Here is a 25,332-nt window from a genome sequence, read left to right on the forward strand (position 1 = left end):
ACAAAAGTTACGGGCTGGATTTTAATTCTGATAATGCGCAGGATTTCGACGTAAGCATTGGGTTGGCCGGATAAGCGCAGCGTTATCCGGCAGTTAACAAAGATTAGCGGTGGGTTTTCCCCGGCATACGCGGGTCGTCTTTGTACTCCGCTGTGGCAATCCAGGCAGCGCAAAACAGAGTCAGACGGGCGAAGAAGTAGAAGAACGCCATCAGTCCAAGTACGGAACCAAACGCCGCGCCTGACGGCGATTGCACCAGTGATGGCAGCGTGTACGTCATGATCATTTTGATGACTTCAAACCCCAGTGCCGCGATAAACGTGCCGCGAATGAGCGCTTTTTTGCGCGGTCGGTGACGCGGTAGCCGCCAGAAAATCCAGAAGAACAGCAAGTAGTTGGCGAAAATAGAGATGGTCAGGCCGATCAGCCGCCAGGCGGGCTTCAGCCATTCGATGCCGTCGAGATACAGCGCAGAGATAATCATCTGCTGGGCGGAACCGGCGATGGAGGTAATGGACAGCGTAACAATCAGCGCAATCAGTAAGCCAATCAATGAGACAAAATCACGCAGATATTTGACCCAAATTTTTTCCTGATCCTGTGGGGTCCGCTCCCAGACATCCCGCGACTGGGCACGAATAGCTTCGCGCAGGTTTCCCATCCAGTTAATTCCGGAATAGAGCGCGATGGCAAGACCCACCAGACCGACGGTGGTGCGTTGCTGAACGGCGGTATTGATGGTGTTTTTCAGCGTGGAGGCGAGCGTCGGATCGCTGACGTTGAGCAGGATTTTGCTGAAGATATCCTGTAACAGCGTAGGGTGCGAAGCGAGAATAAAACCCGCGGCGGCAAACGACACCATCAGGATAGGGATCATCGACAGAAACGAGAAGTAGGTAATGGCGGCGCCAAACTGATTTCCCATACGATCGTTAAATCTCTCCGCGGCGCGAATCAGATGGGCAATCATGGGCTGGCGTTGAATTTTATCGGCGAAGGTCAGGGCGGTTTTCAGCGCCTGGTTGGTCTTACCGTTGGTTTCTGTATTCTTACGCTCCAGGGTCTCAATTTTTGGGATTGGTGCGTGCTCAAGTTCCTGAATGGGGCGTTTAATCTCTTTTTCCTGCGTCATCAGGGCAGTAATCCTTGTTCTGTTCATTCTCAGGACAGTATAGCTTGTCAGTCCACATAGTCTTTCATCACGCCGGTCAGCCATTCCATAAACAGATGTACGCGGCGGGAGAGGTTACGGCGATGCGGATAGAGCAATGAAACCGGTAATGGTTCGGCGCGATATTGCGGCAATACTTCAATCAGCGTACCGGCGCGCAGGGCATCACGCACGCCCACGCGCGGTACCTGAATAATGCCCAGACCGGCAAGACATGCCGCATGATACGTTTCGGTACTGTTCACCGTCAGCATGCCGCCGGTTTTAACCCATTTAGCACCGTTGTCTGTCGCCACTTCAAAGCCTTGCGCACGCGTTCCCAAATTGACTGAGTAGTGCACCACCGCATGCGAGGCTAAATCCTCCAGGCTTTCCGGATAACCAAAGCGGGCGAGGTATTGCGGGCTGGCGCAGTTAATCTGCGTGAGTTTCCCCAGCGGGCGCGCAATCAGCCCTGAATCTTTCAGCGTTCCCACGCGTACCACACAGTCGAAGCCTTCGCGGATCAAGTCCACCAGGCGGTCGCTGCTGCTAAGTTCGAGCTCAAGCCCCGGATACTGATGCAAGAAGGCCGGTAAACGGGGCATCACCAGATTTCTCGCCACACCAACCGGCATATCGACGCGCAGCTTGCCGCTGATGCTGGTCGGGTCGTGATGGAATAGCCCATCCAGTTCATCGAGATTGCTCAACAAATCTTTCGCTCGTTCGTAATAGATCATGCCGTCTTGCGTCAGCTGAACGCGGCGGGTTGTGCGGTGCAACAACTGTGTGCCCAGGTGATTTTCCAGGGCCTGAATTTGACGCGATACGCTACCTTTAGGAAGTCCGAGGGTGTCTGCCGCGCGCGAAAAGCTCTCCAGTTCTGCGACGCGGATGAACAACTGCATTGCGTGAATTTTATCCATTCTCATGCCCTATTGTTGTTCTAAATGAAACAGTAATGCGCAGTAAGCGGTATTTATTGTTTTTCTACCACCTAATAAGCTTTGTCTCAATCTTCACAACACCTGAAATGAGGTTTCTTATGACGCAACGTATCGCATTGGTGACCGGCGGCGGTCGTGGACTCGGTAAAAACGCGGCGCTAAAGCTGGCGAGTAAAGGCATTGGTGTCATCCTGACGTGGAACAGCAATGAAAAAGAAGCGCAGCAGGTTGTGGATGAAATTCGCCAATCTGGCGGTAAAGCTGCAGCATTACCGTTGAACGTCGGAAATATTTCCACTTTCCCTCAGTTTGTCAAACAGGTGCAGGAAACCCTACAAACGCACTGGCAAAGCGACACCTTTGATTATTTATTGAACAATGCCGGAGTTGGCATTAACGCGCCTTATCCGGCGTTCACTGAGGCGCAATTTGACCAGCTTTTGGACATCCATTTTAAAGGACCTTTTTTCCTGACACAGAACCTGCTGGCGCTGATCAACAACGGCGGACGAATTCTTAATGTCTCGACCGGATTGTCGCGCTTTGCGCTACCGGGTTACAGCGCTTACGCTGCCATGAAAGGGGCGATGGAGGTGTTAACCCGTTACCAGGCGAAGGAGCTGGGAGAGCGCGGCATTACGGCGAATATTATTGCGCCTGGGGCAATCGAGACGGATTTTAGCGGCGGAAACGTGCGGGATAATGCGCAATTGAATGCCTACATTGCATCGCAGACGGCGCTGGGGCGTGTTGGGTTACCGGACGATATTGGCGACGCCATTGCTGCGTTGCTCAGCGATGAGCTGGCCTGGATGACGGCACAGCGTATCGAAGTCTCTGGCGGGATGTTCCTGTAATCGACCGCTTCTTACTTAGCCTTTTGAGCAAGAGAAAACTGGCGCGCTATCAGAGGTCAAAATATAGCTGATGGCGTTTGCCGGTATTATTTGGAATCTGATACCGCGGAAAGAGAGCGGGGATAAACGTTCTGAAGAGTTCATTCTTCTTCGAGAGTGGATTTGTTGTATCAGAAACCATGATCACCTCCCCATTCTCATGCCCGAATGATCATTTAATGCGATATTTTGTTTTGTAACATATTTGTCTGTTATCGTGAGTTCCTTATTTTTAGCTAAGAATATAAACTCCGGATTATTAATATTAGTAGTCCAGGTTTGAACATCAAATATTAAGGATTTTCTGAATATTTGACCCCGATTTTGATCCTTTGTGTGATTCTTTGGTTTCAGCTGTAACTATTTATAACGTCTGCTTCTTTCTTCTCCGTCTATCGGTAAAATAGCCTCCGCCAAATGGTGACTTCATATTTTGCCCCTCGGATAATACCCTTCCGCGTGTTAAGGCTAATATCTTATTCAGACGGAGATAAATAATGCAGTTAATAATGTTTGACAGGCAGTCAATATTTATTCATGGAATGAATGTAATTTTGCAAGAGCGTATTCCAGGAGTGAATGTTCAGGGTGTCAGTCAGGCAGATGATCTTTGGCGGACGCTGGAAGACAATCCTGATGCACTGGTAATGCTGGATGGAGATTTTGACGCTGAGTTCTGCCGTAGCTTGCTGCAACAGATAGCAGCACGCTTTGCGAAGGTAAAAGTGCTGGTAACCGCAACGGACTGCCGTAAAAAATGGCTACAGGAAGTCACGCAATTAAACGTGCTGGCCATTGTTCCGCGCGATTCTGATGCGGAAACCTTCACGCTGGCACTCAATAGCGTCGCGATAGGTATGATGTTTATCCCCAGAGATTGCATCACAGCGACCGAATGTGGCGGGCAAAATATCAGATTGCTCAGCGCGCGTCAGCGGGAGATTCTGACGATGCTGGCCGCCGGAGAATCTAATAAACAAATTGGTCGATTATTAAATATCAGCACTGGAACGGTAAAAGCCCATCTTGAATCGCTGTATCAGCGCCTGGAGGTAAAAAACCGTACGCAGGCGGCAATGATGCTAAACGACACCCTATAATGGGAAAATATTTCACAGTCAGACTGTTTCTGGCTGTGAAATAGCCCACGGCCAGAATTCAGCAGTGCAAAACCGGCTAATCCCCACGCTGAGCATCCATGCAATTAACGCTTCCTGTTGAAACCGATCTTGTATTTGCGGCATTTCCTTATGGATGAATGCCTCGCAGATATTTATATCCGCGAGCAGCAATGTTTCGGCTTGCATCAGCATAATTGGGGCATCAAAGGATTCATCTGCGGTGATTTCGTGCCCGTAGCCAATGACCCAGATCCCCTTTTTGTCCTGATACTTTTCCAGCGACAGGCCCTGCCATTGCTTAATAAATGCGATACAGGCGGGCGTGAAATGCGTCGAATGCAGCGGCATAATAATCTCTGTACAAAGAGACCTATTTTAAGAAACACACCCCGTTACGCCAGCCGCCATCCAGCCATTTTTTACAGCAAAACGCCTGATGGCGCGGGCGGCTGATATTCCTGTTTTAACAGGCCGAAAATCCAGTCATCATGCCAAGTTTGATGTAGCCAGTAGCTTTCTCGCAGCGTGCCTTCGAGAATGAACCCGACCTTTTCCAGTAGACGCCGTGAGGCATCGTTTCCTGCGGTGACGCAGGCCGTCAGTCGGCGTAGTCCTCCGGCGGTAAACGCATACTCGCAAACGGCATGCAGGGATTCAGCGCCATAACCTTTGCCCTGCGCCTCGGGAGTGAGCAGAAAGCCGACCTCGGCACATTCATTTTTATCCTGAATATATCCGGTTACCCCAAGCGGTACGCCCGATGCCTTATCGCACAGGACCAGGCACAGCCAGTGTGGACTGCCGGGAGACCATTCAGGCAAGCGGGAGTCAAAGACTGTCCGTATCTCCTCTTCGGTACGCGAGTCAGCGACAAAGCGCATCACATCTGCGTTCTGCTGTAACGTTAAGAAAAACGCCCAGTCGTCATGTGTGAGCGGGCGGCAGATCAAACGCGAGGTTTTCAGTACAGGCACAGGCTTATCTCCAGAATAATTTTCAATGATTGTGTGGAAGTCACTGTAAAACATATTTATTTGCTATATGAATGTGTTTTAGTCTGTGGCGGCACAGCGCTGCATTTAAAAAAGATAACTACACACCATTGTGAGGCCGCACTTTTTGGGTCCTTTTAGGGAAGATAATGACCAATAGCGCGTTACAGGCGACATGTACACCCTTCGAACATTGTTTGGGGATAATCCGCCAGGCCTCGGTAGAAATTTTGCTGATGCTTGGCGTGCGCGTCGCAGAGGGTAAAGATCCACGCTGGTTTCTCGAGCAGCTTGACCAGGCGCGATTGAATCTGGGAGGTTGGGGCGTTGTCGCCAGGCGGTTGCAGATGAATGACGCGCAATTGAGTCAGTTCACGTTGCGGCTACGCCATCTTCAGCAGAGCGTGCCGCAATATGAAAATGGCCAGGACGTCAGTGAAAACCAGCTGATTTCTGCGCTGCGCTTTGTCGCTTCTCTGGAACAGTTGCGCCAGCAACAGCCCCTCCTGAAGTATCCAACCGAAATTGAACGTGCAGAGCCGGATGCGCAGATGCGGGCGCAGCGTCAGCTTCGCGCAATAGAATTAACCCTCAAATCCCTGATTGCGCGGGTATGGCCGGATCAACATCCGCTCAACAGCTTCCTGAAACAGCACTTTGGCGGTGAACGTCTGCGTCGCTGGTTAAAGCTGGGGGAAAGTCGGGATGCGCTGGACGGCATGATGTTTAGCGAACTGGCGCTGATGGTTGTCGATAAGAAGTTATTCGTTCGGCATTTTAGCGAGATTTTTAACGATACCTCGGTGCTCATGTCGTTTGTTGAGCCACGTATCACGCTGAGGATGTTCCTGGATGACTGCCGCCTGGCCCGTAACTGCGTTATCGCGCAGCAGCCGCTAACCTCAGTACAACTGCTGTTGCTGGATTGCCAGTACCGACAGATTACTCACCCTGTGCAGCGGGCATTTGAAGAACGGCGTACGCGCATTAATCCTGCGTCGTATCTGGCGTCCGATGAGGCGACGGTTCGCCAGTTTTGGGAAAACGCAAAGCAAAAAGACGAGCAGGCAGGGGGCGATAAACAGGAAATCGCAGACAGTATCGATCCGCCGGAGAAGCGGGCCAGGCGCACGGCGGAAGAACGTGAACAGCTGATTTCCGGCATGTTGTGGGTAGCGGTCGGTGTGATGGTGCTGGTGATTTCGCTGGGCGCGTTCTGGTTATTCACTTCGCCAGCGCCACAAGCGTCTTCCGGGCAATCTGTTGAAATCGTGCAGGAGGAGCCACGGCGTGATGCCCCTGGTGCGCGGGAGTCGGTGACCCGAATGGGCATCACCTGGGATGCCTTTAACATGCGCGCGGCTATCGAGCGCAACGACACCCGTGTGACGTCACTTTTCCTGCAGGGCGGGATGGACTGGAAGCTGGCGTGGACGGAGCAGGCATTCTCGGCAGGCAATACCGAGGTGTTGAGGCTGCTGCTGCGTTACCCTTCGCAGATGAGTGAGAGTAAGCCATGTCGGCAGTTTATGACTACGGTCAGCCATGCGATGGCGAATGGGGCGTCACTCACATCGCTGCATAAAAGCTATCTGCTAAGTTTTTGCTCGGTGCCGGCGGTTGTCGCGCGTCAGCAGTATGACCTTGAACAGGCCGAGCTACGCGTTCGCGCGCAGCCAAGCCCAGAGAACAAGAAATGGCAGAAAATTCACGCCGAACTGTACGATGCGATTAACTGACGGTCTGATAATTCAGACCGTCAGTTGCTAGGGTTCGCCATACAGACCGATGAGTCGGCGCACCACGCCATTGGTCCAGCCAAAGCCGTCCTGCAACGGATATTCCCCGCCGCCGCCTTCGCGCGGCGCGGCGTCGGCGATGTGGTATTTTTCGATAAGCTTGTGGTGTTCCTGATAAAAGAGATTCACCGTTTTTAACCAGTTACGGGCGATTTCATCCCCAAGATGGTCGTCGCCGTAAAGTTTGAAACCCTGGATTGCCATCCACTGCAGCGGCGCCCAGCCGTTGGGTTTATCCCATTGTTCACCCGTTTCATGCTCCGTGGCTAAAATCCCTCCGGGGGTTAGCAGGCGACTGCGTACCGCATTAGCAAGTCGGTCGGCTTGTTCATGCGTTGCCATGCCGACATACAGCGGCACAATACTGGCGGCAGAGAACAGAGCCATTTGTTCGCGCCGCCAGTCGTAATCGCGATAGCAGCCGTTTTCATCGTCCCAGAGATAGCGATTCACCGCATCGCGGCGGTCATTGGCTTTCTGGCGAAACTGCGCTTCAGTGCCTTTGTCGCCTTTCAGTGCGGAAATATTGGCGATAGTGCTTTCCAGCTTGTAGAGGAACGCGTTCAGGTCAATAGGGATGAACTGAGTGGTGCGTATGCTGGCAAGACGGCCTGCATCGCGTAGCCAGCGCGAGGAGTAATCCCAGCCGGAGGCCGCGCCCGCGCGCAAATCCCGATACACTTCATTGGGTGGGCGACCCGAATGCTTGGCGGTCTCGACGTCTTCAAGCCACGACTCATCGCGTGGCGTATCACGATCGTCCCAATAGCGGTTGAGCAGGGAGCCGTCCGACATTCTGATCACGTGACGGTAGGCCTGGTTGAGTACCAGGGAATCTGCGCCATCCATCCAGAACGCGTACTCCATTTTTAGATGATCAAGGTAACGACGTGCGCCGCGTACGCCATCCTCTTCAAACAGTTCGACCATTAGCGCAAAGACCGGCGGCTGCGAGCGACTCAGGTAGTAAGTACGGTTACCGTTCGGGATGTGACCATAGTTTTCAATCATCCAGGCAAAGTTATCCGCCATACATTTCAGCAGATCTTCGCGACCGCTCTCCGCCAGACCCAGCATGGTGAAGTAGGAATCCCAGTAGTAGGTTTCACTAAAACGCCCGCCGGGCACAATATATGACTGCGGTAACGCCAGCAGCGAGGACCAGGGAATGTGATCCTGTGGTTCGCGCGTCAGCACCGGCCACAGTTGATCGATATGCTCTTTCAGCGAATTTGCCGGGTCAGAAACATATTCACTGGAGGGCGTTTCCGGGAGCCAGAAGTGGTTCTCGACGAAGCGTCGCAGATCAAAGTCGCGGTGGCGTTTAACCTTGCGATAGCGGATCAAAATATCCAGCGGATCCATTTTCGGCGCACAGTCGGGGAAGGTTTTGCTATCGGCAAACAGTTTCGACGACTGAACGTGTTCGAACAGCTCGAGGTAACGATCGGCGGGAGTTAACGCATCTGAGGCGGGTAACCCTTCAATCATCTCTGGTTCAGGCTCCGCCTCAATCATTTCATCCAGCTTTAACTCGCACGGATCCATTTCATAAAGCAGATCGATGTCGATCGTCATTTCTTCAGAAGGGGCGTGGGGTAGTTTCTGGTTGAGCATAATGCGAAAGACCTCCGATGGACGTTGAAAGATTAAGGCTATTGCCCGCTCGTCAATTAAGCGTAGACATTCGCTTCGGTATCTGGTGAGTAAAGCGTGCGGTCGATCACATTTTAGTGCTGCGCAATATCCAAAAAGTAAATCTATCCCAATGAAAATAATGCAGAATTCCGAATTCTGCACAACCTGAGGATATTCCATTTTCAGAACATTCGATTGCAACGAGGTGTGAACACAACCTGGTAACGTTTAACTCTATAATAGGCACAGGCTATTCTATCGATAGTTCTCCTCCATGTAATTGCTTGATACTTATCAAAATAGTAATCCCCTCATTTCCTATGATGGTCAGGTCTGACAAAGACTGTCTATTAATTATTCTAATTTTCTGGGTCACAATAACTCACAACGGTGAGGGTAAAATAATGAAAATCATTACCCGTCTTACCGTGATTGCCATAGCTGGCGTCGCGATTTGTTATTTTGGATTATCCGGTTATGTGTGGTATCACGATAATCAACGGAGTAAACAGGCTGATGTTCAGGCCTCTACGCTGGAAGAAAATAATAAAGTACTAGGGTTCTTACGTGAAAAAGGATGCGATTATTGTCACACTCCTTCGGCTGAATTACCTTTCTATTCTTCTTTTCCCGTCGCTAAGCAGTTGATGAATTACGATATTCAACTGGGATACAAATCATTCAATCTGGAGGCCGTTCGTGCGGCGCTGGTCGCGGATAAACCCGTTTCGCAAAGCGATCTGAATAAAATTGAGTGGGTGATGCAGTACGAGACCATGCCGCCGACGCGTTATACCGCACTGCACTGGGCTGGCAAAGTAAGCGATACGGAGCGAGCAGAGATCCTGGGCTGGATTGCGAAACAGCGTGAGCAGTACTACGCCAGTAACGATACTGCCACGCAGCATCGTAATGAACCTGTACAGCCGATACCGGAAAGCATCCCGACCGATGCCCGCAAAGTAGCGCTTGGTTTTACGCTTTACCATGACCCGCGTATTTCCGGCGACAGCACGATTTCTTGTGCGCACTGTCACGCCCTGAATGCGGGCGGCGTGGATGGCCGGAAAACGTCAATCGGTGTCGGCGGCGCGGTTGGCCCTATCAATGCGCCAACGGTATTTAACTCGGTCTTTAACGTCGAGCAATTCTGGGATGGCCGTGCGCCAACACTGCAGGCGCAGGCCGGTGGCCCACCGTTGAACCCTATCGAAATGGCGTCTAAATCCTGGGATGAAATTATCCAGAAACTGGACAAGGATCCGCAACTTAAGCAAGAGTTCATTGCCGTTTATCCGCAGGGATTCAGTGGGGATAATATTACCGATGCGATTGCTGAGTTTGAGAAAACGCTGATTACGCCAAATTCGCCGTTTGATAAATGGCTGCGTGGTGATGAAGCGGCCTTAACCGCTCAGCAAAAACATGGCTATCAGTTGTTTAAAGATAATAAGTGCGCGACCTGTCATGGCGGAATTATTTTAGGCGGACGTTCATTTGAGCCATTGGGTCTGAAAAAGGACTTTAATTTCGGCGAGGTCACTGCTGCAGATATTGGCCGCATGAACGTCACCAATGAATTACGTGACAAGCTGCGTCAGAAAGTCCCTGGATTGCGTAACGTTGCGCTGACTGCGCCTTATTTCCATCGCGGTGATGTGCCTACGCTCGACGGTGCGGTAAAACTGATGCTGCGTTATCAGGTGGGTAAAGAACTACCGCAGGAAGATATCGACGATATCGTGGCATTCCTCGAAAGCCTTAATGGGGTATATACACCGTATATGCAGGGTAAATAATTTCTCTGTGGTCCAGATTCGGACGTAAAAAAACCGACTTCACGTCGGTTTTTTTACGCTTCAGCCCGAGTTGGTGGTTCTGGCCGAAGTGAGAGTTCCATCATCTAACGCTTCAATCGTATTACCTTACCGGTAGTATTGCAAGAATACGCTGGTTGTTTTGATTAAAACAACTGTATACTTATCCAGTTAGCTCTGAAGCATTTTCATTCCGGACGCGCGCTAAACGCTTTCTAAGTCCTGATCGGCTGTACGGGTGGTGCCGTTGGCCGATGCTCTGGCCGGAGTGAGAGTTCCATCATCTAACACTGGGACATGCGCCGTGACAGGCAATGGATGAGTAAGCGGATGCATTCTCACTCCATCTGATGGAGAAGACGGGTGATTGATAAAGCAATCATCGTTCTGGGAGCGTTAATCGCGTTGCTGGAGCTGATCCGCTATCTGCTGCAACTGCTGAACTGATAGCGGAAACGTAACTAAGGGCAAAGAGCTAACCCCTCTTTGCCCTTTAACATTCCTGAAGCGCGATTAACGCATGGTCACGAACTCTTCAGATGCCGTTGGGTGAATGGCAACGGTGTTATCAAAGTCTTTCTTGGTTGCGCCCATTTTCAGAGCGACCGCGAAGCCTTGCAGCATTTCATCCATCCCAAAACCAATGCCATGAATACCGACAATCTTCTCTTCCGGACCGACGCAAACCAGCTTCATGCGGCACGGCTGACGGTGGGTGGTGACAGCGGTATACATCGCGGTAAACGATGATTTATACACTTTCACCTGATCATCGCCGTGCTGTTCGCGAGCCTGCTGCTCGGTCAGGCCCACGGTACCAATAGGCGGATGGCTGAAGACCACGGTCGGGATGTTGCTGTAGTCCAGATGCTCGTCCGGCTTGTTGTTAAACAGACGCTCGGACAGACGGCGGCCCGCGGCAACGGCAACCGGCGTCAGCTCAACGGCCCCGGTGTTATCGCCGACGGCATAAATACCCGGCACGCTGGTGTTCTGGAATTTATCAACGACGATGTAGCCTTTTTCGTTGGTTTTCACGCCAGTAACCGCCAGGTTGAAGTTGTCGGTGGCAGGTTCACGACCGATCGCCCAAATCAGGCAATCTACCGTTTCGCTACGACCATCTTCCAGTTGCAGGGTCAGGCTGCCATCAGCGTTTTTAACGACCGCTTTTGGTATCGCGTGAGTATGCAGAGTCGGGCCTTCGGCGTTCATCACCTCAACCAGCGTGTCGACGATCATTGGGTCGAAGCTGCGCAGCGGCGCGTGTTTACGCACGAACAGATGCGTTTGTGCACCCAGACCGTTAATTACGCCCGCCAGTTCAACGGCGATGTAGCCTGCACCAACAACGGCCACGCGTTTTGGCAGCGCGGGCAGCTCAAAGAAACCGTCGGAGTCGATACCGTATTCCACACCCGGAATGCTTGGATGGCTCGGGCGACCACCGGTAGCAATCAAAATATGATCGGCAGTAATGGTTTCACCGTTCACTTCAATGGTTTTGGCATCCACAAAGCGGGCAAAGCCTTTAATCACATCGACATTATTTTTGCCCAGCACGTTGTCGTACGAGGTATGAATGCGATCAATATAAGCGGTACGCGTGGCGATCAGTTTATCCCAATCGAACTTATTGATGGTGGTGTCGAAACCGTAATCCGGCCCGTACATGTGGATTGCTTCGCGGACCTGTGCGGCATGCCACATCACTTTTTTCGGTACGCAGCCAACGTTAACGCAGGTGCCGCCTAGCTCTTTGGCTTCAATCAGCGCGCATTTCTGGCCGTACATTGCTGCACGGTTAATGGAGGCAATACCGCCGCTGCCGCCGCCAATAGCGATGTAATCATAGTGCTTGGTCATGACCGCTCCTTCATGTTCATTGTAGGGCGGAGAAGCGTTACGCCATCCGCCAAAATATTCGCGATTGTATACCTGAAATTAAAAGGTTCCACCGATGACTGCGATTACTCCGGCACGATCCAGCTTACCGACGTATGACCGGTTCCTGCCGGAACCAGTTTGCTGTGCAACCACGGCAGGACACTGTTCATCTGCTGCTCCAGCTTCCACGGCGGGTTTATTACAATCATACCGGACGCCGTCATGCCGCGCTGATCGCTGTCCGGACGCACCGCCAGCTCAATCTGCAGAATTTTGCGGATACCGGTGTCTTCCAGGTCGTGGATCATGCGTTTGATTTGCTGGCGCAGAACTACCGGATACCACAGCGCATAGGTGCCGGTTGCGAAACGCTTATAGCCTTCGTTAATACCGGTCACCACCGCCTGGTAGTCGCTTTTGATTTCGTAGGGGGGATCGATAAGGATCAGCCCGCGACGGGAAACCGGCGGTAATTTTGCTTTTAGCTGCTGATAACCATCGGCTTTGGCCACGCGTGCGCGCTCATCTTTCTGGAATTCGCCGCGCAGCAAAGGAAAGTCGCTCGGGTGCAGTTCCGTTAATTGCAGGCTATCCTGTTCTCGCAGCAGCTGGCGAGCAATTAATGGAGAGCCGGGGTAGTAGCGCAGTTGGCCGCTACGGTTGAAGTGCTTCACCACGCCAATGTAGGGTTCCAGTTCGGCAGGCAAATCGTCCTGCTGCCAGATACGGGCGATCCCTTCCAGATATTCACCGGTACGTTCGGCATGCTCACTGCTCAGCTGATAACGGCCTGCGCCAGCATGGGTATCCAGATAGAGAAACGGTTTTTCTTTCTCTTTAAGCGATTCGATGATCAGGCTCTGGACGGTGTGTTTAAGGACGTCGGCGTGGTTGCCAGCGTGATAACTGTGGCGATAACTCAGCATGGGTAAACGTGTTCCAGGTTATAAACGTAGGCCCGAAAACAGCGCAATATCGGGCGAAAATAAAGCGTATCGCCACAGTATACAGAAAAGTCGTCACTGCCGCGAAAGCGCAACGCCTGGCATTGAAATCCTCTACACTTAACCCCATTGTACAAATTAATATGCACAGCGCCGGATACGCGCTTCATTCACTCTTTTCAACAGGACCGCGCTAATGACCAATCCATTGCTGACCCCCTTCGAACTGCCGCCATTTTCTAAAATTCAGCCTGAGCACGTCGTGCCTGCCGTGACTAAGGCGCTGAACGATTGCCGCGAAAACGTTGAGCGAGTGGTTGCGCAGGGCGCGCCGTACACCTGGGAAAATCTTTGCCAGCCGTTGGCGGAAGTTGACGATGTGCTGGGGCGTATTTTCTCTCCGGTTAGCCACCTGAACTCGGTGAAAAACAGCCCGGAATTGCGCGAAGCCTACGAACAAACGCTGCCGCTGCTGTCTGAATACAGCACCTGGGTTGGACAACATGAAGGTCTGTACAAAGCGTACCGCGACCTGCGTGACGGCGATCATTACGCCACCCTGAACACCGCACAGAAAAAAGCGGTCGATAACGCGCTGCGCGATTTCGAGCTTTCTGGTATTGGTCTGCCGAAGGAAAAACAGCTGCGCTATGGTGAGATTGCCACCCGCCTGTCTGAGCTGGGCAATCTCTACAGCAATAACGTCCTCGATGCCACGATGGGCTGGACTAAGCTGGTGACTGATGAAGCGGAACTCTCCGGCATGCCGGAAAGCGCACTGGCGGCTGCAAAAGCCCAGGCTGATGCTAAACAGCAGGAAGGCTACCTGTTAACGCTGGATATCCCAAGCTACCTGCCGGTGATGACCTACTGTGATAACCAGGGGCTGCGTGAGGAGCTGTATCGCGCTTACTCCACTCGCGCGTCTGACCAGGGGCCAAACGCTGGTAAATGGGACAACAGCCCGATAATGGAAGAGATCCTCGCGCTGCGCCACGAGCTGGCACAGCTGCTGGGCTTTGAAAGCTACGCTTTTAAATCTCTGTCCACCAAAATGGCGGAAAACCCGCAGCAGGTACTCGACTTCCTTACCGACCTGGCGAAACGTGCCCGTCCTCAGGGTGAGAAAGAGCTGGCTCAACTGCGCGCCTTCGCGAAAGCAGAATTTGGTGTCGATGAGCTGCAGCCGTGGGATATCGCTTACTACAGCGAGAAACAAAAACAGCACCTCTATAGCATCAGCGACGAGCAGCTGCGTCCATACTTCCCGGAAAACAAAGCCGTTAACGGCCTGTTTGAAGTGGTTAAACGTATTTACGGCATTACCGCTAAAGAGCGCACTGATGTTGACGTCTGGCACCCGGAAGTACGTTTCTTCGAACTGTATGACGAAAACAACGAACTGCGCGGCAGTTTCTATCTTGACCTGTATGCCCGTGAACATAAACGTGGCGGGGCGTGGATGGACGACTGCGTCGGCCAGATGCGTAAAGCCGACGGTACGCTGCAAAAGCCTGTTGCCTACCTGACCTGTAACTTTAACCGCCCGGTGAACGGCAAACCCGCGCTGTTTACCCACGATGAAGTGATCACCCTGTTCCACGAGTTCGGCCACGGTCTGCACCATATGCTGACCCGTATCGAAACCGCCGGTGTTTCAGGTATCAACGGCGTGCCGTGGGATGCGGTCGAACTGCCGAGCCAGTTTATGGAGAACTGGTGCTGGGAGCCCGAAGCGCTGGCATTTATCTCTGGTCACTTTGAGACCGGTGAGCCGCTGCCCAAGGAGCTGCTGGATAAAATGCTGGCGGCGAAAAACTATCAGGCGGCGCTGTTTATTCTGCGTCAACTAGAGTTTGGCCTGTTTGATTTCCGTCTGCACGCGGAGTTTAACCCACAGCAAGGGGCGAAAATCCTCGAAACGCTGGCGGAAATTAAAAAGCAGGTCGCCGTGGTGCCGGGCCCAACGTGGGGCCGCTTCCCGCATGCCTTCAGCCACATTTTTGCTGGTGGCTATGCGGCGGGTTACTACAGCTACCTGTGGGCCGACGTGCTGGCGGCGGATGCATTCTCTCGCTTTGAAGATGAAGGGATTTTCAACCGTCAAACCGGACAATCGTTCCTCGATAACATTCTCACCCGTGGTGGTTCTGAAGAGCCGATGGAACTGTTCAAGCGCTTCCGTGGCCGTGAGCCGCAACTGGATGCAATGCTGGAGCATTACGGGATTAAAGGCTGATTATTCACGTGAAAATCTGCTTAGTAGATGAAACAGGCGCCGGAGACGGCGCCTTATCTGTTCTTGCCGCCCGCTGGAATCTTACGCACGATGAAGATAACCTGATGGCGCTGGTGATGACACCGGAACATCTGGAACTGCGTAAACGTGATGAGCCCAAACTCGGCGGTATCTTCGTGGACTTCGTTGGCGGTGCGATGGCCCATCGGCGCAAATTTGGCGGTGGTCGCGGCGAAGCGGTGGCGAAGGCGGTTGGCATTAAAGGCGATTACCTGCCGGATGTGGTTGATGCGACTGCAGGGCTGGGGCGCGATGCGTTTGTGCTGGCCTCAGTAGGCTGCCGCGTGCGAATGCTGGAACGTAACCCGGTCGTGGCGGCGCTGTTGGATGATGGCCTGGCGCGAGGGTATGCTGACCCGGAAATCGGTCCGTGGCTGCAGGAACGTTTACAACTGATCCACGCCTCAAGCCTGACGGCGTTAACCGATATCACCCCGCGTCCGCAGGTGGTGTACCTCGACCCGATGTTCCCGCATAAGCAGAAAAGCGCGCTGGTGAAAAAAGAGATGCGCGTGTTTCAGTCGTTGGTGGGGCCGGACCTGGATGCGGATGGGCTGCTGGAGCCTGCGCGTCAGCTAGCCACTAAACGTGTGGTAGTGAAGCGCCCGGATTACGCACCGCCGCTGGCGGATATCGCCACGCCGAACGCGGTAGTTACGAAAGGGCATCGGTTTGATATTTACGCGGGGACTCCTGAATAGCCTTTCCACTTAACTCGATCATGGGTGGTGGTCATCATAATGCTCCCAAATCTTCGGATGTTGGCGCTTATTTAAAAATAAGCGCCAATGATATTAGCTTATTCACCTAAACCATTTTCGATTTCGGCGCTAAGTTTTTGTAATGCAATTTGGGCATCTTCACCCAGGAATACGATATTGACTTCATGGCCTTTTTTTATACCCAGGGACATGAGAGCCATTAGACTCTTTGCATTTACGTATTTATCACTTCTTGCAAGATTTGCGATCTTAACTTCACATTTAAAGGGTTTTAATGTCGCAACCAGGTTTGCTCCTGGACGAGCATGTAGACCATGCTCATTTTTTATGATGAAACGAGCATTGCAATTGGCATCAGGCATCATAATTAACACTGTGTCGTTGGAATTAAATTTTCAGCATCCAGCGCTAAATATTGCTGTGCAACATTAAGCGTCACAGGGTGATTTTTAGGTAAGCCAATGATTTCGGCAGCGGTAGTCAGCAATCCCATTCGTTGCATTTTCTGTTGCAGTTTGACAGAGGCTTGATCGTCTTCGGCATAATAAGCAAGGCCGCAAGCGATCGCTTTTGTGAGGGGGGTGTAATCGAGGTCGTGTTTAAGACAAAGTTGCACTACACCCATTAAGCGATCCTGATAAGCCAATTTCCGAATAGGATCATAGGCGACACGATGAATCGAATCCGGGAGTTCGTTTTTAGCTTTAGGTAAGTACTCCAGATCTTTTAATGCTTCACGCGTGATTTGTGGGTATTCGGTCATTACCGCAGTAATTGTGACATCGTGTACCGCATTGGCCAAATCTGAAACCTGAGGATCGGCTGAGGCATCAGGAATGGTTTTGTAACCTTTCAGATGTCCATACCAGGCGGTAGTAGCGTGAGGGCCATTAATGGTAAATACTTTGATGTCTTTGAGCATTTCCAGATGTTCGCGTGGCTCTAGCCATTCCACACCACTGATGTCGTTATAAAGAGGAGTTTGAATGATCAATGAGGCAACGGCGGTGCTGTCTATCTGGGTTGCGTAGTGCGTTTTGGCATCGGTGGAGCGTCTGACAATTGAATCGCGGATCGCTACGTGGGTGTCGAACCATTGACGCGCTTCAGCAGATGGGATTGCGTCACGGTACCAGCCTTCAATATCTTTAATAATATGATTTTTATTTGTCAGGCAAATTAATGACATTTTTTTGTTTGGATCAATATGATATTGATGCTCAAAACATTTGCCAAGATACTGAGCGGATTCTGCAAAATCCTCTGGATAAAGTGGACACATAATGACAGACGACTCAAGAAAGTCATTCATGACAGAATAGTTGTCATCGGTCAAAAAAGCATTAAAGTTGGTGATCTCGTGTAAAATGATGTCATCAGTACGAAAAACCTGAACGGTATATTTGTTTTCACGGTTCAGTTCATCAATAACTCTTTGGTCTTTATCCAGAAATGTTATATCCCAGCCAGCATTGTCAAATGTTTCGCCCACAAAGCCTTTACCAAGGCGGCCAGCGCCTATAATTAATACGCGTTTCATTATAACTCCTCATATTATTAGATATCCTTGCTCGTGAATATATGATTTATATCCTTGAGTGAGGACACCACGAAATTAGATCTGGTCTCAAGTTTTTCTTCGGTTACAAGAATGGCAACTTCATTTGAGACTTCAGCCATTTTTTGTTTGGTATAACACTCATCCAGATCGGGAATAGTTACACCGACTTCACTGTCAACATGCGCAACACCCATAAAGTATATATCCGGGCGAATAGCATTTAATTCACGAATAGTTTCAGCACCAATTAAAACCAAAGAGTTTTTATAAAGCCTGCCCCCTAATCCTATAACCTCTACATTCTTGTAATCACTTAATAAATGCAGAATAGGGATGTTATTAGAAACAACAGTGCATTTTAAATCTTTGGGTATTAGCTTTATGAGTTCGTAGTTAGTTGTTCCTCCGTCAATTAAAATGACGCTATTTTCTTTAATTAAATGTACGGCTTTCTTTGCCAGCTTTACTTTCTCACTGGTGTTCAGATCCTGCCGGATATTAAACTCAGTGATGGCAGGCCCGACGCGTATTGCGCCACTATGAACACGATGAATTACTCCTTGATTCGCAAGCTCATTTAAGTCGCGTCTTATGGTGTCCTCAGAAACCTTAAGACGCTCACTTAATTTACTGACAACAATCTTTTTCTCTTTCTCAAGTATTTGAAGAATAATATCTTGTCTTGCCGCTTTCATCGTAATGACTCATTTTATTCAGAGAATAATGAGTATATCTTAGATGTTTAGCACTTGTAAAATATATTCTATGGAATTAGCGGTTCGTAATGCCTGAACATTCTTTTCTTCAATGCAAATTAAGGCGATTTTATTTAACAAGTCCATATGTTCGCCTTCTTTACCCGCGATACCTATGGTTATATAGGCAGTATTTCCATCACCAAAGTCTATACCGTCAGGAAACTGTACTAAAGAAATGCCTGACTTAATGATTTCGCAATCTGAACCATCCGTACCATGTGGTATTGCTAAACCATTGCCTAAATAAGTTGAAACAATCTCCTCTCTGAGTTTCATTCTCTGAACGTATTTATCTGTCACATAGCCATTCATTCTCAGAATATTTCCAGTAAGGGTTATAGCTTCAAATTTATCGTTGGCATGTGCATTAAGAATAATGTTCTCGGGGATAAAGATGTCACTCATGCTGGCACCTCTTCATGGTTTTCATGATTATGCGATTTTATAAACGCAACTGTTTCGTCATAATCACTCAACTTAATAAAGTTATTAACGGTCATAAACACAGTATCGGTGTTTTCACAGCTTAATTTTGCGCGCTCAAGGAGCCCAGATAAAGTAATTACCATATCGTAGTCTCTACCCACTCGGTTTGCTGAATCGTTAATAACCTTAATATAGCCGAGCCCTTCTTCTTGTAGTCGTTTACGTAGAACAGAAGCGCCCATTGCGCTAGAACCCATCCCGGAATCACATGCGACTAATATACGTTGCACCTTTTTTACACTGGTATTGGATAAGCCCGGGACAAAATCAGCCACAGATTTAACCTGACGCCCGCCGACAGTCACTGGGCTTTCATCATCATCTTCTGAACCGGGGCTGATTTTAAGTATTAACCAGCCCAGCGCGCATGACACGATAAACCCTGCGCTGATGGACACCAGATTGGCAACGATGGCGCTTTTCGGCGTCATCATGGCGATAGCGATTAAACTGCCTGGAGATGCAACGCCGATCAACCCGCCTTCCATGATGACTTGTAAGAATAAGGAGACGGCAAGTCCTCCCATTGTGGCGAATACCAGTAATGGATTTGCCAGCACAAACGGAAAATAGACTTCACCGATTCCCGCTATACCTGCAATAAACATCGCCATCGGTGCTGTTTTCTTCGCGCGTCCACGTCCAAACAGGGCTATCGCCATTAATGTTCCGAGCAGTGGGCCATTATTGGTATCCACCAGGAACATGATTGATTTACCCAGTTCGGGAACCTGGGCGAAACCAATTGGTGCGAGAATGCCGTGGTTAACCACATTATTCAGGAACAGAACCTGAGCGGGCGCCATAAACACGGACAGTAAAGGGAGTAAATTATTGCTGGTACACCAGTTTACCCCTGACGTGATAATGACAATCAGCAGGCGGATAACCGGCCCAACGGTCATATAGGCGAAAATAGCGCATATCAGGCCAATAATTCCGAGACTGAAATTATTGACGAACATTTCAAATCCCGGCTTAATTTTGTCCTGCACTTTTTGGTCAAATTTCTTCAACAGCCAGGAAGAGAGTGGCCCCATGACCATCGCCCCACTGATCATCGTGATTTCGGACCCGACAATAACGCCCATTGTCGCGAATGCAGCAATGACCCCTCCACGTTGACCGTGGATGTTATATCCTGCGGTATAGCCAATCAGTAATGGAAAAAGGTAATTCAGGATTGGGCCAACCATTTCACCTAATTTTTCATTAGGGAACCAGCCATTAGGGATAAAGATGGCGGCCATTAACCCCCATCCCACAAACGCTCCCAGATTCGGCATAACCATGCCGCTCATAACTCCACCAAACTTTCTAATTTTTGCTAACGCAGGGCTATTGGCAATTCGACTGTTCCCCATGGTCGGCTCCATTCTTATATTGATGAGTGATTAATGATGCGATTTACCGCCGGTAATATTGATTACGGACCCGGTGATATAAGAAGAATGATCGGAAACCAGGAAAGAGATCAGGTCGGCAATCTCTTCAAGTTTCCCCGGACGACCAAGAGGAATAATGCCTTTATAGTCTTTATGAACATGATTTGGATCGGTTCCTCGTGTGTAAGCCAGCGCCCGGAAATTGGCTTCGCTGTTCATTGGCGTTGGTACATTGATGGCTGGCTCAACGCTAACAACGCGCACATTGTGGGGGCCCAACTCTTTCGCCCATGAAAATGTGAAGGCGTTAACGGCGGCTTTCGTTGCGGAATAGCAGCTCTGCCCGCGTGAACCCTGAACACCAGCTTCAGAAGTCATATTGATAATGACGCCTGATTCTTGTTCGACCATCTGGCGCCCAATGGACTGCGATACCAGAAAAACAGCTTTCTGGTTAACATTGACCATAAAGTCGAAATCATCTTCGCTCAGTTCATATTCTGGTTTTTCCTTAAATACATCGACTAACAGGCGTGGACGGCTGACACCAGCATTGTTGACTAAACCGTCTATATGACCAAACCTCTTTACCACTGAGGCCGTGAGCTGCTCAACTTCTGTTTTTTTGGTCACATCGCATTTGATAAAGATGATGTCGTCGAACTGGCTGAAGTTTTTATTGGGTGATAAATCGGCATAAACCACGGTTGCACCGTTGGCGTAGAGATTCTCAACCATTTTTTCACCCAGGCCCATACTGCCACCCGTCACGACCACGACTTTACCGGAAAGATCCAACCACTTTGTTGCTTGATCCATTTACGTTCTCCCACTTTTCACGATTGACTGACAGCAGCTGCCTGGGTATTTGACATTCGATGCCCGCAGCATATTGTTTACATGTTGATGCGGTTTTTTGCGTGTTTATAATCTATGCGCAGAAAAACGCATTGCCTACGAAGATCGTTGATTTTTGCGATGCTAATCACAGGATACATTTTAAATTCTTTTAATTCAGTTGGTTGCTTTGGTTTCTGGTGTTTTGCGTAAAGGATCGCATTTCTGGCGTGTACGATTGTTAATCGATTCATTAATGCGTTTATTTGCGCGTTTGCTTTTTTAATGCGTCTTTATGCGTGATTAAAATTGAGGGGAATAATTGATAAAGAAGCATGTATATAACTGATGGGGCATTGCTGGGGAGGTTGTATGGCACTGGCGACTTCCTGACAGAGTGATTGTCCGTCAGGAAGACTATGTTTACTGGAGGTTAGACAAACGGTGCGTATGGGTCAGCCATCTCAAATGCGACGGCTCTTTCCGCTTTCGGCGGATAAATCAGTTCACTGACAATCGATACTTTCAGTTTCTTCGCTTCTGCGCGAGTGAGTTTGACCTGCTGATCCCATCCTTCGGTATACACCGCGCCCCACACGCCGAGATCCAGACAGGTGACGTACATCTCCTGACGGTACGGTGAAGGTTCTACTCCTAGCAGGCTTGCAGCGGCGTTATTACCGGCAAATTTACCCAACAAAATAGCGTGCTGGCAGGTCATTAACGCATGGTTGCCTTTGTCATCGGTGGCGGCGTAGGCCACATCGCCAGTGGCGTAGATATTATCATGACCCACGACCTGCAGATTGGCATTCACATGCAGGCGGCCCTGTCGATCGCGCGGGGCGTTAATCTGTGCTGTCAGGCTATTGGCCTGCACGCCGACGGTCCAGATAACTGTTTGAGAGGCAATAACCTGCCCATCTTTCAGCGTTACGCCGCCGGCGTCCACGCTTTCTACTTCTGCATTTACCAACCATTCGATGCCCAGTTCAGCGGAGGCTTCGATTATCACGTCGCGTAATTCCTGGCTCCAGCGCCCGGCAGGCTGAGCACCGCGCTCAACTACGACCACTCTGGTCTTAGCATCGGCACCCAGAATCTCACGCAGACGACCAGGTAATTCCAGCGCCATCTCAATCCCGGTAAAGCCGCCGCCACAGACCACCACCGTATTGCGAGCCTCACTTTCCGGCTGTAATGCCAGGTCTGTAATGTGCTGCTCCAGTGCGGTGGCGCTCTCGAGCTGGTCGAGGTCAAACGCATGCTCGGCTGCACCGACAACGGCGTCGCGGTTAACGTGACTCCCGCTGGCGAGTACCAGGCGGTCGTAGCGGCGCAGATGAATTTCTCCGTTGGCATCTTTCCAGCTCACCTCTTTAGAGTCCGGTATGATCTGTTCGACGTGACCTTGCAGGAAGTTGACGCCGGTAACGTCAAACAAGGGTTGCAGTGGGGCGACCAGGGTTTGTACGGCGCGTTCATAAAAGCGTGGGCGGACACGCAGCTCTGGCTGTGGTGCAATTACTGTAATATCAATGGCCTGCTGATGTTTATCCGCCAGTCGTGCGGCGCTTAATGCTGCCCACATACCGGCAAAGCCGGCGCCCACGATCAGAATTCGTTTACGCATTGGGGGGTTCTCTCTGGTGACTACGAATAATTTACTCGGATTTTATTTGTCGTAGTTAAGAATTGCAATGCGATCAGGATCCTTTTTGTCCTGATGTCGTAGGGTGTTTGATTATCTATTTGATAAATATATGATTAAAGTTTTTATATAAATATGGGTTGTGCTGCTGTCTGGAATGAATGAGACGAAAAAGCTACAATTAACTCAGATTCATTTTGGCTGAGATAAGAGAATGGCATTTTACAGTTCCGGGGTTGAGTACGGCATTCATAGCCTGATGTGTATGGTCGACAGCAAGGGCGACGCGCGGGATATGAGCGTGCGGGAAATTGCCGAGCTGCAAAGCGTGCCGTACGACTACCTGGCGAAAATTTTCACCCGTTTATCGAAAGCGGGCCTGGTGCGCAGTATTGAGGGAAAGGGCGGCGGTTTCCAGTTGGCTAAACCTGCTGAACACATTACGGTGCTGGACGTGGTGAATGCCATTGATGGCGATAAGCGCATCTTTGAGTGTCGTGAGATTCGCCAGCGGCTGGCGGTATTTGAGGAGCATCCGCCGGAGTGGGCCTGTGAAGGCATTTGTGGTGTGCGCTCGGTAATGGATATGGCTCAGCAGCGAATGGAAGAAGCGCTCGGTCAGCATACGATTCTGGATTTGGCGCGCAAAATGTACCGCAAAGCGCCGGACACTTTTGTGGTCGAAGTTCAGGAGTGGATTAACGCGCGCAAAGGGTAGCGATTGAAAATGCCCGGTGCTCATCCTCGGTGAGAAGCGTTTTCCGCTGGCGTGATAAAACTGAAGTCTTAATCAACGCAATATCGTTCATGGTCATGTCCATTCATGATGACCTGTTTGTATAAACTACACTCTTACAATGCAGGACTTAAAAGGCAAAAAAAACCGCGATGTGACTCGCGGTTAATGTTAAAAAAAGCTTATTTACTGCTATCTGGCGTATTAATCATTCGGTTCAGCCAGGGCACCATAATCGCCATCACCACCGTGACAGCCAGGGTGACCAGGCCTATCTTACTGAAGACGTTGGTGTAAATAGGCAGCGTTTGCAGCGGGTCGGTGATGTTCTCCGGTACGGCAGTAAACGTGGCGACATACCCGCCCATCAGGAAGGCGGCGGCTTGCGTCAGGAACCACATCCCGAGAATAAAGCCCATCAGGTGCTGCGGCACGAGAGCGGCGACCATCGCCAGTCCCAGGGCACTAATCAGCAGTTCACCCAGGCTCTGGAACAGATATACCAGCACGATAAACCACGGCGACGTCAGCCCCTGCGCATCCGCAAACCACATCCCGGCAGCTGCGGCCGTCAGGAAGCCCAACGAGCACAGGAACATACCGAGCGTAAATTTCATCGGCATAGTCAGGTCTTTGCCTTTGTTTCCCAGACGGGTATAGATCGCGGCCAATACCGGACTTGCCAGCACCACCCAGAACGGGTTCAGCGCCTGGAAGCTCACTGGGTTAATGGCGAAACCGAGAATTTCATGGTGCACGTTATTGATAGCAAAGAAGTTCAGCGATGTCGGCATCTGCGCGTACAGCACGTAGAACACAACCGCTTCCAGCATCAGGATGAAGGCCACGAACATCTTGTTGCGCCCGGTTTTATCCAGTTTGAATGCCTGACGGAAGAAGATGATAGTCACGGCAATCGACAAGACGATCAGCACCAGGTTGGCAATCTGCACGTTGTGCATCAGCCAGGCGCAGACAAATACCATCACTACCGTACCGGCCAGCACGTACAGCAGATTACGGAAATTCAGCGGCTTATGGTCTGGCTCAGAACCGATATTTTTTACCATTCCACGGCAGGCAAAGTAGACCAGCAGCGCGACGATAAGCCCGGCCCCGCACAGGTTGTAGGTCACCGCGTAGCCAAACTTATCGGCAATCACCGGCGCCAGCGACAGCGACAGCAACGAACCGATGTTAATCGACATATAAAACAGGGTGAAAGCACCGTCCAGACGGGCGTCTTTTGGTGGATAGCATTTTGACAACAGGCTTGCCGGGTTGGCTTTAAACAGCCCGTTACCGACGGCAATGGTACCCAAAGCAATAAAGATCAGATCGGGCTTGAGCAGCGACATCCCGGTCATGAAGTAGCCGATTGCCAGCACAATGGCACCGAGAACCAGCGTGCGCTTGGTGCCTAACAGGTGGTCGCCGACGTAGCCGCCGATCGAGATCAGGCCGTAGACCAGCGCAGCAAAGGCACCAAAGGTGACAAATGCCTGTTCCTGTGAAAATCCTAGCTGCTTAACAAAGAATACCGCCAGGATGCCCTGAACGCCGTAATAGCCAAATCGTTCCCATAATTCTACAAAGAAGATCATGAAGAACGGACGAGGTTGCTGCAGCAAGCCCGTAGGTGCAGTTTTATTCATATTCCATCGCCTTTCAAAGCCATCCCGAAAAGTATGAACGCGTATGCT

The 25,332-nt window shown here is 50.5% G+C and carries 23 protein-coding genes; 8 read left to right on the forward strand and 15 right to left on the reverse strand.

The genetic code is table 11. The features are described from left to right. Positions 1–103: 103 nt before the first annotated feature. Positions 104–1,132, reverse strand: a complete 1,029-nt coding sequence (gene yhjD, locus GFC06_RS05540) for an inner membrane protein YhjD (protein WP_016154892.1) — start codon at positions 1,130–1,132, stop codon at positions 104–106. A 47-nt stretch (positions 1,133–1,179) separates the two neighbouring features. Continuing rightward, the gene (locus tag GFC06_RS05545; RefSeq protein ID WP_049283134.1) at positions 1,180–2,079 is read right to left on the reverse strand and encodes a LysR family transcriptional regulator; all 900 of its coding nucleotides are present in this window, start codon (positions 2,077–2,079) and stop codon (positions 1,180–1,182) included. A gap of 119 nt (positions 2,080–2,198) precedes the next feature. Here GFC06_RS05545 and GFC06_RS05550 point away from each other — a divergent pair, with 119 nt between their 5' ends. After that, a complete protein-coding gene (locus GFC06_RS05550; protein ID WP_016157705.1) occupies positions 2,199–2,957 on the forward strand; it encodes an SDR family NAD(P)-dependent oxidoreductase in 759 nt (252 codons plus the stop codon). 536 nt (positions 2,958–3,493) lie between these two features. After that, positions 3,494–4,096: a helix-turn-helix transcriptional regulator gene (locus GFC06_RS05555; protein ID WP_047501367.1), complete on the forward strand. Its 603-nt coding sequence runs from the start codon at positions 3,494–3,496 to the stop codon at positions 4,094–4,096. Positions 4,097–4,114: 18 nt separating this feature from the next. Here GFC06_RS05555 and GFC06_RS05560 read toward each other — a convergent pair whose 3' ends face one another. Both GFC06_RS05560 and GFC06_RS05565 read right to left on the reverse strand, forming a co-directional pair. After that, positions 4,115–4,465 carry a glycoside hydrolase family protein gene (locus tag GFC06_RS05560; protein WP_103766978.1) on the reverse strand — a complete coding sequence of 117 codons (351 nt, stop codon included), beginning with the start codon at positions 4,463–4,465 and terminating at the stop codon, positions 4,115–4,117. Between the two features lie 71 nt (positions 4,466–4,536). Then, positions 4,537–5,091, reverse strand: a complete 555-nt coding sequence (locus GFC06_RS05565) for a GNAT family N-acetyltransferase (protein ID WP_103766977.1) — start codon at positions 5,089–5,091, stop codon at positions 4,537–4,539. Positions 5,092–5,258: 167 nt separating this feature from the next. Here GFC06_RS05565 and GFC06_RS05570 point away from each other — a divergent pair, with 167 nt between their 5' ends. Next, positions 5,259–6,848 (forward strand): STY4199 family HEPN domain-containing protein, encoded by a 1,590-nt coding sequence (locus tag GFC06_RS05570; protein ID WP_103766976.1) that lies wholly within the window; start codon positions 5,259–5,261, stop codon positions 6,846–6,848. Positions 6,849–6,875: 27 nt separating this feature from the next. On the opposite strand, the gene GFC06_RS05575 is transcribed toward GFC06_RS05570, so the two are convergent. After that, positions 6,876–8,525: an alpha,alpha-trehalase gene (locus GFC06_RS05575; protein ID WP_049283130.1), complete on the reverse strand. Its 1,650-nt coding sequence runs from the start codon at positions 8,523–8,525 to the stop codon at positions 6,876–6,878. Positions 8,526–8,950: 425 nt separating this feature from the next. On the opposite strand from GFC06_RS05575, the gene GFC06_RS05580 reads away from it, so the two are divergent. Beyond that, the gene (locus tag GFC06_RS05580; protein WP_016157700.1) at positions 8,951–10,345 is read left to right on the forward strand and encodes a cytochrome-c peroxidase; all 1,395 of its coding nucleotides are present in this window, start codon (positions 8,951–8,953) and stop codon (positions 10,343–10,345) included. Positions 10,346–10,726: 381 nt separating this feature from the next. Further along, positions 10,727–10,810 carry a damage-inducible type I toxin DinQ gene (gene dinQ, locus GFC06_RS05585; protein ID WP_003837776.1) on the forward strand — a complete coding sequence of 28 codons (84 nt, stop codon included), beginning with the start codon at positions 10,727–10,729 and terminating at the stop codon, positions 10,808–10,810. A 66-nt stretch (positions 10,811–10,876) separates the two neighbouring features. On the opposite strand, the gene gorA is transcribed toward dinQ, so the two are convergent. Together gorA and GFC06_RS05595 are read right to left on the reverse strand one after the other, a co-directional pair. Then, positions 10,877–12,229 carry a glutathione-disulfide reductase gene (gene gorA / locus GFC06_RS05590; protein WP_046274489.1) on the reverse strand — a complete coding sequence of 451 codons (1,353 nt, stop codon included), beginning with the start codon at positions 12,227–12,229 and terminating at the stop codon, positions 10,877–10,879. Positions 12,230–12,333: 104 nt separating this feature from the next. Continuing rightward, positions 12,334–13,176, reverse strand: coding sequence for a 23S rRNA (adenine(2030)-N(6))-methyltransferase RlmJ (locus GFC06_RS05595; protein ID WP_016154881.1), 843 nt, complete (start codon positions 13,174–13,176; stop codon positions 12,334–12,336). Positions 13,177–13,390: 214 nt separating this feature from the next. Between GFC06_RS05595 and prlC the strand changes: the two genes are divergently transcribed. After that, the gene (gene prlC / locus GFC06_RS05600) at positions 13,391–15,433 is read left to right on the forward strand and encodes an oligopeptidase A (RefSeq protein WP_153689925.1); all 2,043 of its coding nucleotides are present in this window, start codon (positions 13,391–13,393) and stop codon (positions 15,431–15,433) included. An 8-nt stretch (positions 15,434–15,441) separates the two neighbouring features. Continuing rightward, positions 15,442–16,194 (forward strand): 16S rRNA (guanine(1516)-N(2))-methyltransferase RsmJ, encoded by a 753-nt coding sequence (rsmJ, locus tag GFC06_RS05605; RefSeq protein WP_047501380.1) that lies wholly within the window; start codon positions 15,442–15,444, stop codon positions 16,192–16,194. Positions 16,195–16,292: 98 nt separating this feature from the next. On the opposite strand, the gene GFC06_RS05610 is transcribed toward rsmJ, so the two are convergent. From GFC06_RS05610 to GFC06_RS05640, 7 genes are all read right to left on the reverse strand, one after another. After that, positions 16,293–16,580 carry an HPr family phosphocarrier protein gene (locus GFC06_RS05610; RefSeq protein ID WP_029139725.1) on the reverse strand — a complete coding sequence of 96 codons (288 nt, stop codon included), beginning with the start codon at positions 16,578–16,580 and terminating at the stop codon, positions 16,293–16,295. 2 nt (positions 16,581–16,582) lie between these two features. Continuing rightward, positions 16,583–17,755 (reverse strand): mannitol dehydrogenase family protein, encoded by a 1,173-nt coding sequence (locus GFC06_RS05615; protein ID WP_019078100.1) that lies wholly within the window; start codon positions 17,753–17,755, stop codon positions 16,583–16,585. 17 nt (positions 17,756–17,772) lie between these two features. Then, positions 17,773–18,471 (reverse strand): DeoR/GlpR family DNA-binding transcription regulator, encoded by a 699-nt coding sequence (locus tag GFC06_RS05620; RefSeq protein WP_049283126.1) that lies wholly within the window; start codon positions 18,469–18,471, stop codon positions 17,773–17,775. 39 nt (positions 18,472–18,510) lie between these two features. Continuing rightward, positions 18,511–18,939, reverse strand: a complete 429-nt coding sequence (locus GFC06_RS05625; protein ID WP_047501384.1) for a PTS sugar transporter subunit IIA — start codon at positions 18,937–18,939, stop codon at positions 18,511–18,513. Continuing rightward, positions 18,936–20,384: a PTS mannitol transporter subunit IICB gene (locus GFC06_RS05630; protein ID WP_016157692.1), complete on the reverse strand. Its 1,449-nt coding sequence runs from the start codon at positions 20,382–20,384 to the stop codon at positions 18,936–18,938. The genes GFC06_RS05625 and GFC06_RS05630 overlap by 4 nt, the downstream gene beginning before the upstream one ends. Positions 20,385–20,414: 30 nt before the next feature. Then, positions 20,415–21,224 carry a sorbitol-6-phosphate dehydrogenase subunit gene (locus GFC06_RS05635; protein ID WP_016157691.1) on the reverse strand — a complete coding sequence of 270 codons (810 nt, stop codon included), beginning with the start codon at positions 21,222–21,224 and terminating at the stop codon, positions 20,415–20,417. Between the two features lie 451 nt (positions 21,225–21,675). Further along, complete coding sequence (locus tag GFC06_RS05640; RefSeq protein ID WP_153689926.1) at positions 21,676–22,875, reverse strand: NAD(P)/FAD-dependent oxidoreductase; 1,200 nt, start codon at positions 22,873–22,875, stop codon at positions 21,676–21,678. A gap of 232 nt (positions 22,876–23,107) precedes the next feature. On the opposite strand from GFC06_RS05640, the gene GFC06_RS05645 reads away from it, so the two are divergent. Continuing rightward, entirely contained in the window at positions 23,108–23,611 is a 504-nt protein-coding gene (locus GFC06_RS05645; RefSeq protein WP_016154877.1) for an RrF2 family transcriptional regulator, read from the forward strand. Between the two features lie 200 nt (positions 23,612–23,811). Here the strand turns inward: GFC06_RS05645 and dtpB are convergent, their stop codons facing one another. Continuing rightward, a complete protein-coding gene (dtpB, locus tag GFC06_RS05650; RefSeq protein WP_016157689.1) occupies positions 23,812–25,284 on the reverse strand; it encodes a dipeptide/tripeptide permease DtpB in 1,473 nt (490 codons plus the stop codon). Positions 25,285–25,332: the final 48 nt, after the last annotated feature.

The organism is Citrobacter braakii (assembly GCF_009648935.1).
Lineage (GTDB): Bacteria > Pseudomonadota > Gammaproteobacteria > Enterobacterales > Enterobacteriaceae > Citrobacter > Citrobacter braakii.

What these genes read in the sequence shown, in the direction of transcription:
- GFC06_RS05545 (WP_049283134.1), bottom strand. Translation starts at nt 2,079, where the DNA reads ATGGATAAAATTCACGCAATGCAGTTGTTCATCCGCGTCGCAGAACTG.
- gorA (WP_046274489.1), bottom strand. Translation starts at nt 12,229, where the DNA reads ATGACCAAGCACTATGATTACATCGCTATTGGCGGCGGCAGCGGCGGT.
- dtpB (WP_016157689.1), bottom strand. Translation starts at nt 25,284, where the DNA reads ATGAATAAAACTGCACCTACGGGCTTGCTGCAGCAACCTCGTCCGTTC.
- GFC06_RS05560 (WP_103766978.1), bottom strand. Translation starts at nt 4,465, where the DNA reads ATGCCGCTGCATTCGACGCATTTCACGCCCGCCTGTATCGCATTTATT.
- GFC06_RS05550 (WP_016157705.1), top strand. Translation starts at nt 2,199, where the DNA reads ATGACGCAACGTATCGCATTGGTGACCGGCGGCGGTCGTGGACTCGGT.
- GFC06_RS05620 (WP_049283126.1), bottom strand. Translation starts at nt 18,471, where the DNA reads ATGAAAGCGGCAAGACAAGATATTATTCTTCAAATACTTGAGAAAGAG.
- GFC06_RS05625 (WP_047501384.1), bottom strand. Translation starts at nt 18,939, where the DNA reads ATGAGTGACATCTTTATCCCCGAGAACATTATTCTTAATGCACATGCC.
- GFC06_RS05570 (WP_103766976.1), top strand. Translation starts at nt 5,259, where the DNA reads ATGACCAATAGCGCGTTACAGGCGACATGTACACCCTTCGAACATTGT.
- GFC06_RS05635 (WP_016157691.1), bottom strand. Translation starts at nt 21,224, where the DNA reads ATGGATCAAGCAACAAAGTGGTTGGATCTTTCCGGTAAAGTCGTGGTC.
- GFC06_RS05630 (WP_016157692.1), bottom strand. Translation starts at nt 20,384, where the DNA reads ATGGGGAACAGTCGAATTGCCAATAGCCCTGCGTTAGCAAAAATTAGA.
- prlC (WP_153689925.1), top strand. Translation starts at nt 13,391, where the DNA reads ATGACCAATCCATTGCTGACCCCCTTCGAACTGCCGCCATTTTCTAAA.
- GFC06_RS05575 (WP_049283130.1), bottom strand. Translation starts at nt 8,525, where the DNA reads ATGCTCAACCAGAAACTACCCCACGCCCCTTCTGAAGAAATGACGATC.
- yhjD (WP_016154892.1), bottom strand. Translation starts at nt 1,132, where the DNA reads ATGACGCAGGAAAAAGAGATTAAACGCCCCATTCAGGAACTTGAGCAC.
- GFC06_RS05645 (WP_016154877.1), top strand. Translation starts at nt 23,108, where the DNA reads ATGGCATTTTACAGTTCCGGGGTTGAGTACGGCATTCATAGCCTGATG.
- GFC06_RS05580 (WP_016157700.1), top strand. Translation starts at nt 8,951, where the DNA reads ATGAAAATCATTACCCGTCTTACCGTGATTGCCATAGCTGGCGTCGCG.
- GFC06_RS05615 (WP_019078100.1), bottom strand. Translation starts at nt 17,755, where the DNA reads ATGAAACGCGTATTAATTATAGGCGCTGGCCGCCTTGGTAAAGGCTTT.
- GFC06_RS05610 (WP_029139725.1), bottom strand. Translation starts at nt 16,580, where the DNA reads ATGATGCCTGATGCCAATTGCAATGCTCGTTTCATCATAAAAAATGAG.
- GFC06_RS05640 (WP_153689926.1), bottom strand. Translation starts at nt 22,875, where the DNA reads ATGCGTAAACGAATTCTGATCGTGGGCGCCGGCTTTGCCGGTATGTGG.
- GFC06_RS05595 (WP_016154881.1), bottom strand. Translation starts at nt 13,176, where the DNA reads ATGCTGAGTTATCGCCACAGTTATCACGCTGGCAACCACGCCGACGTC.
- GFC06_RS05555 (WP_047501367.1), top strand. Translation starts at nt 3,494, where the DNA reads ATGCAGTTAATAATGTTTGACAGGCAGTCAATATTTATTCATGGAATG.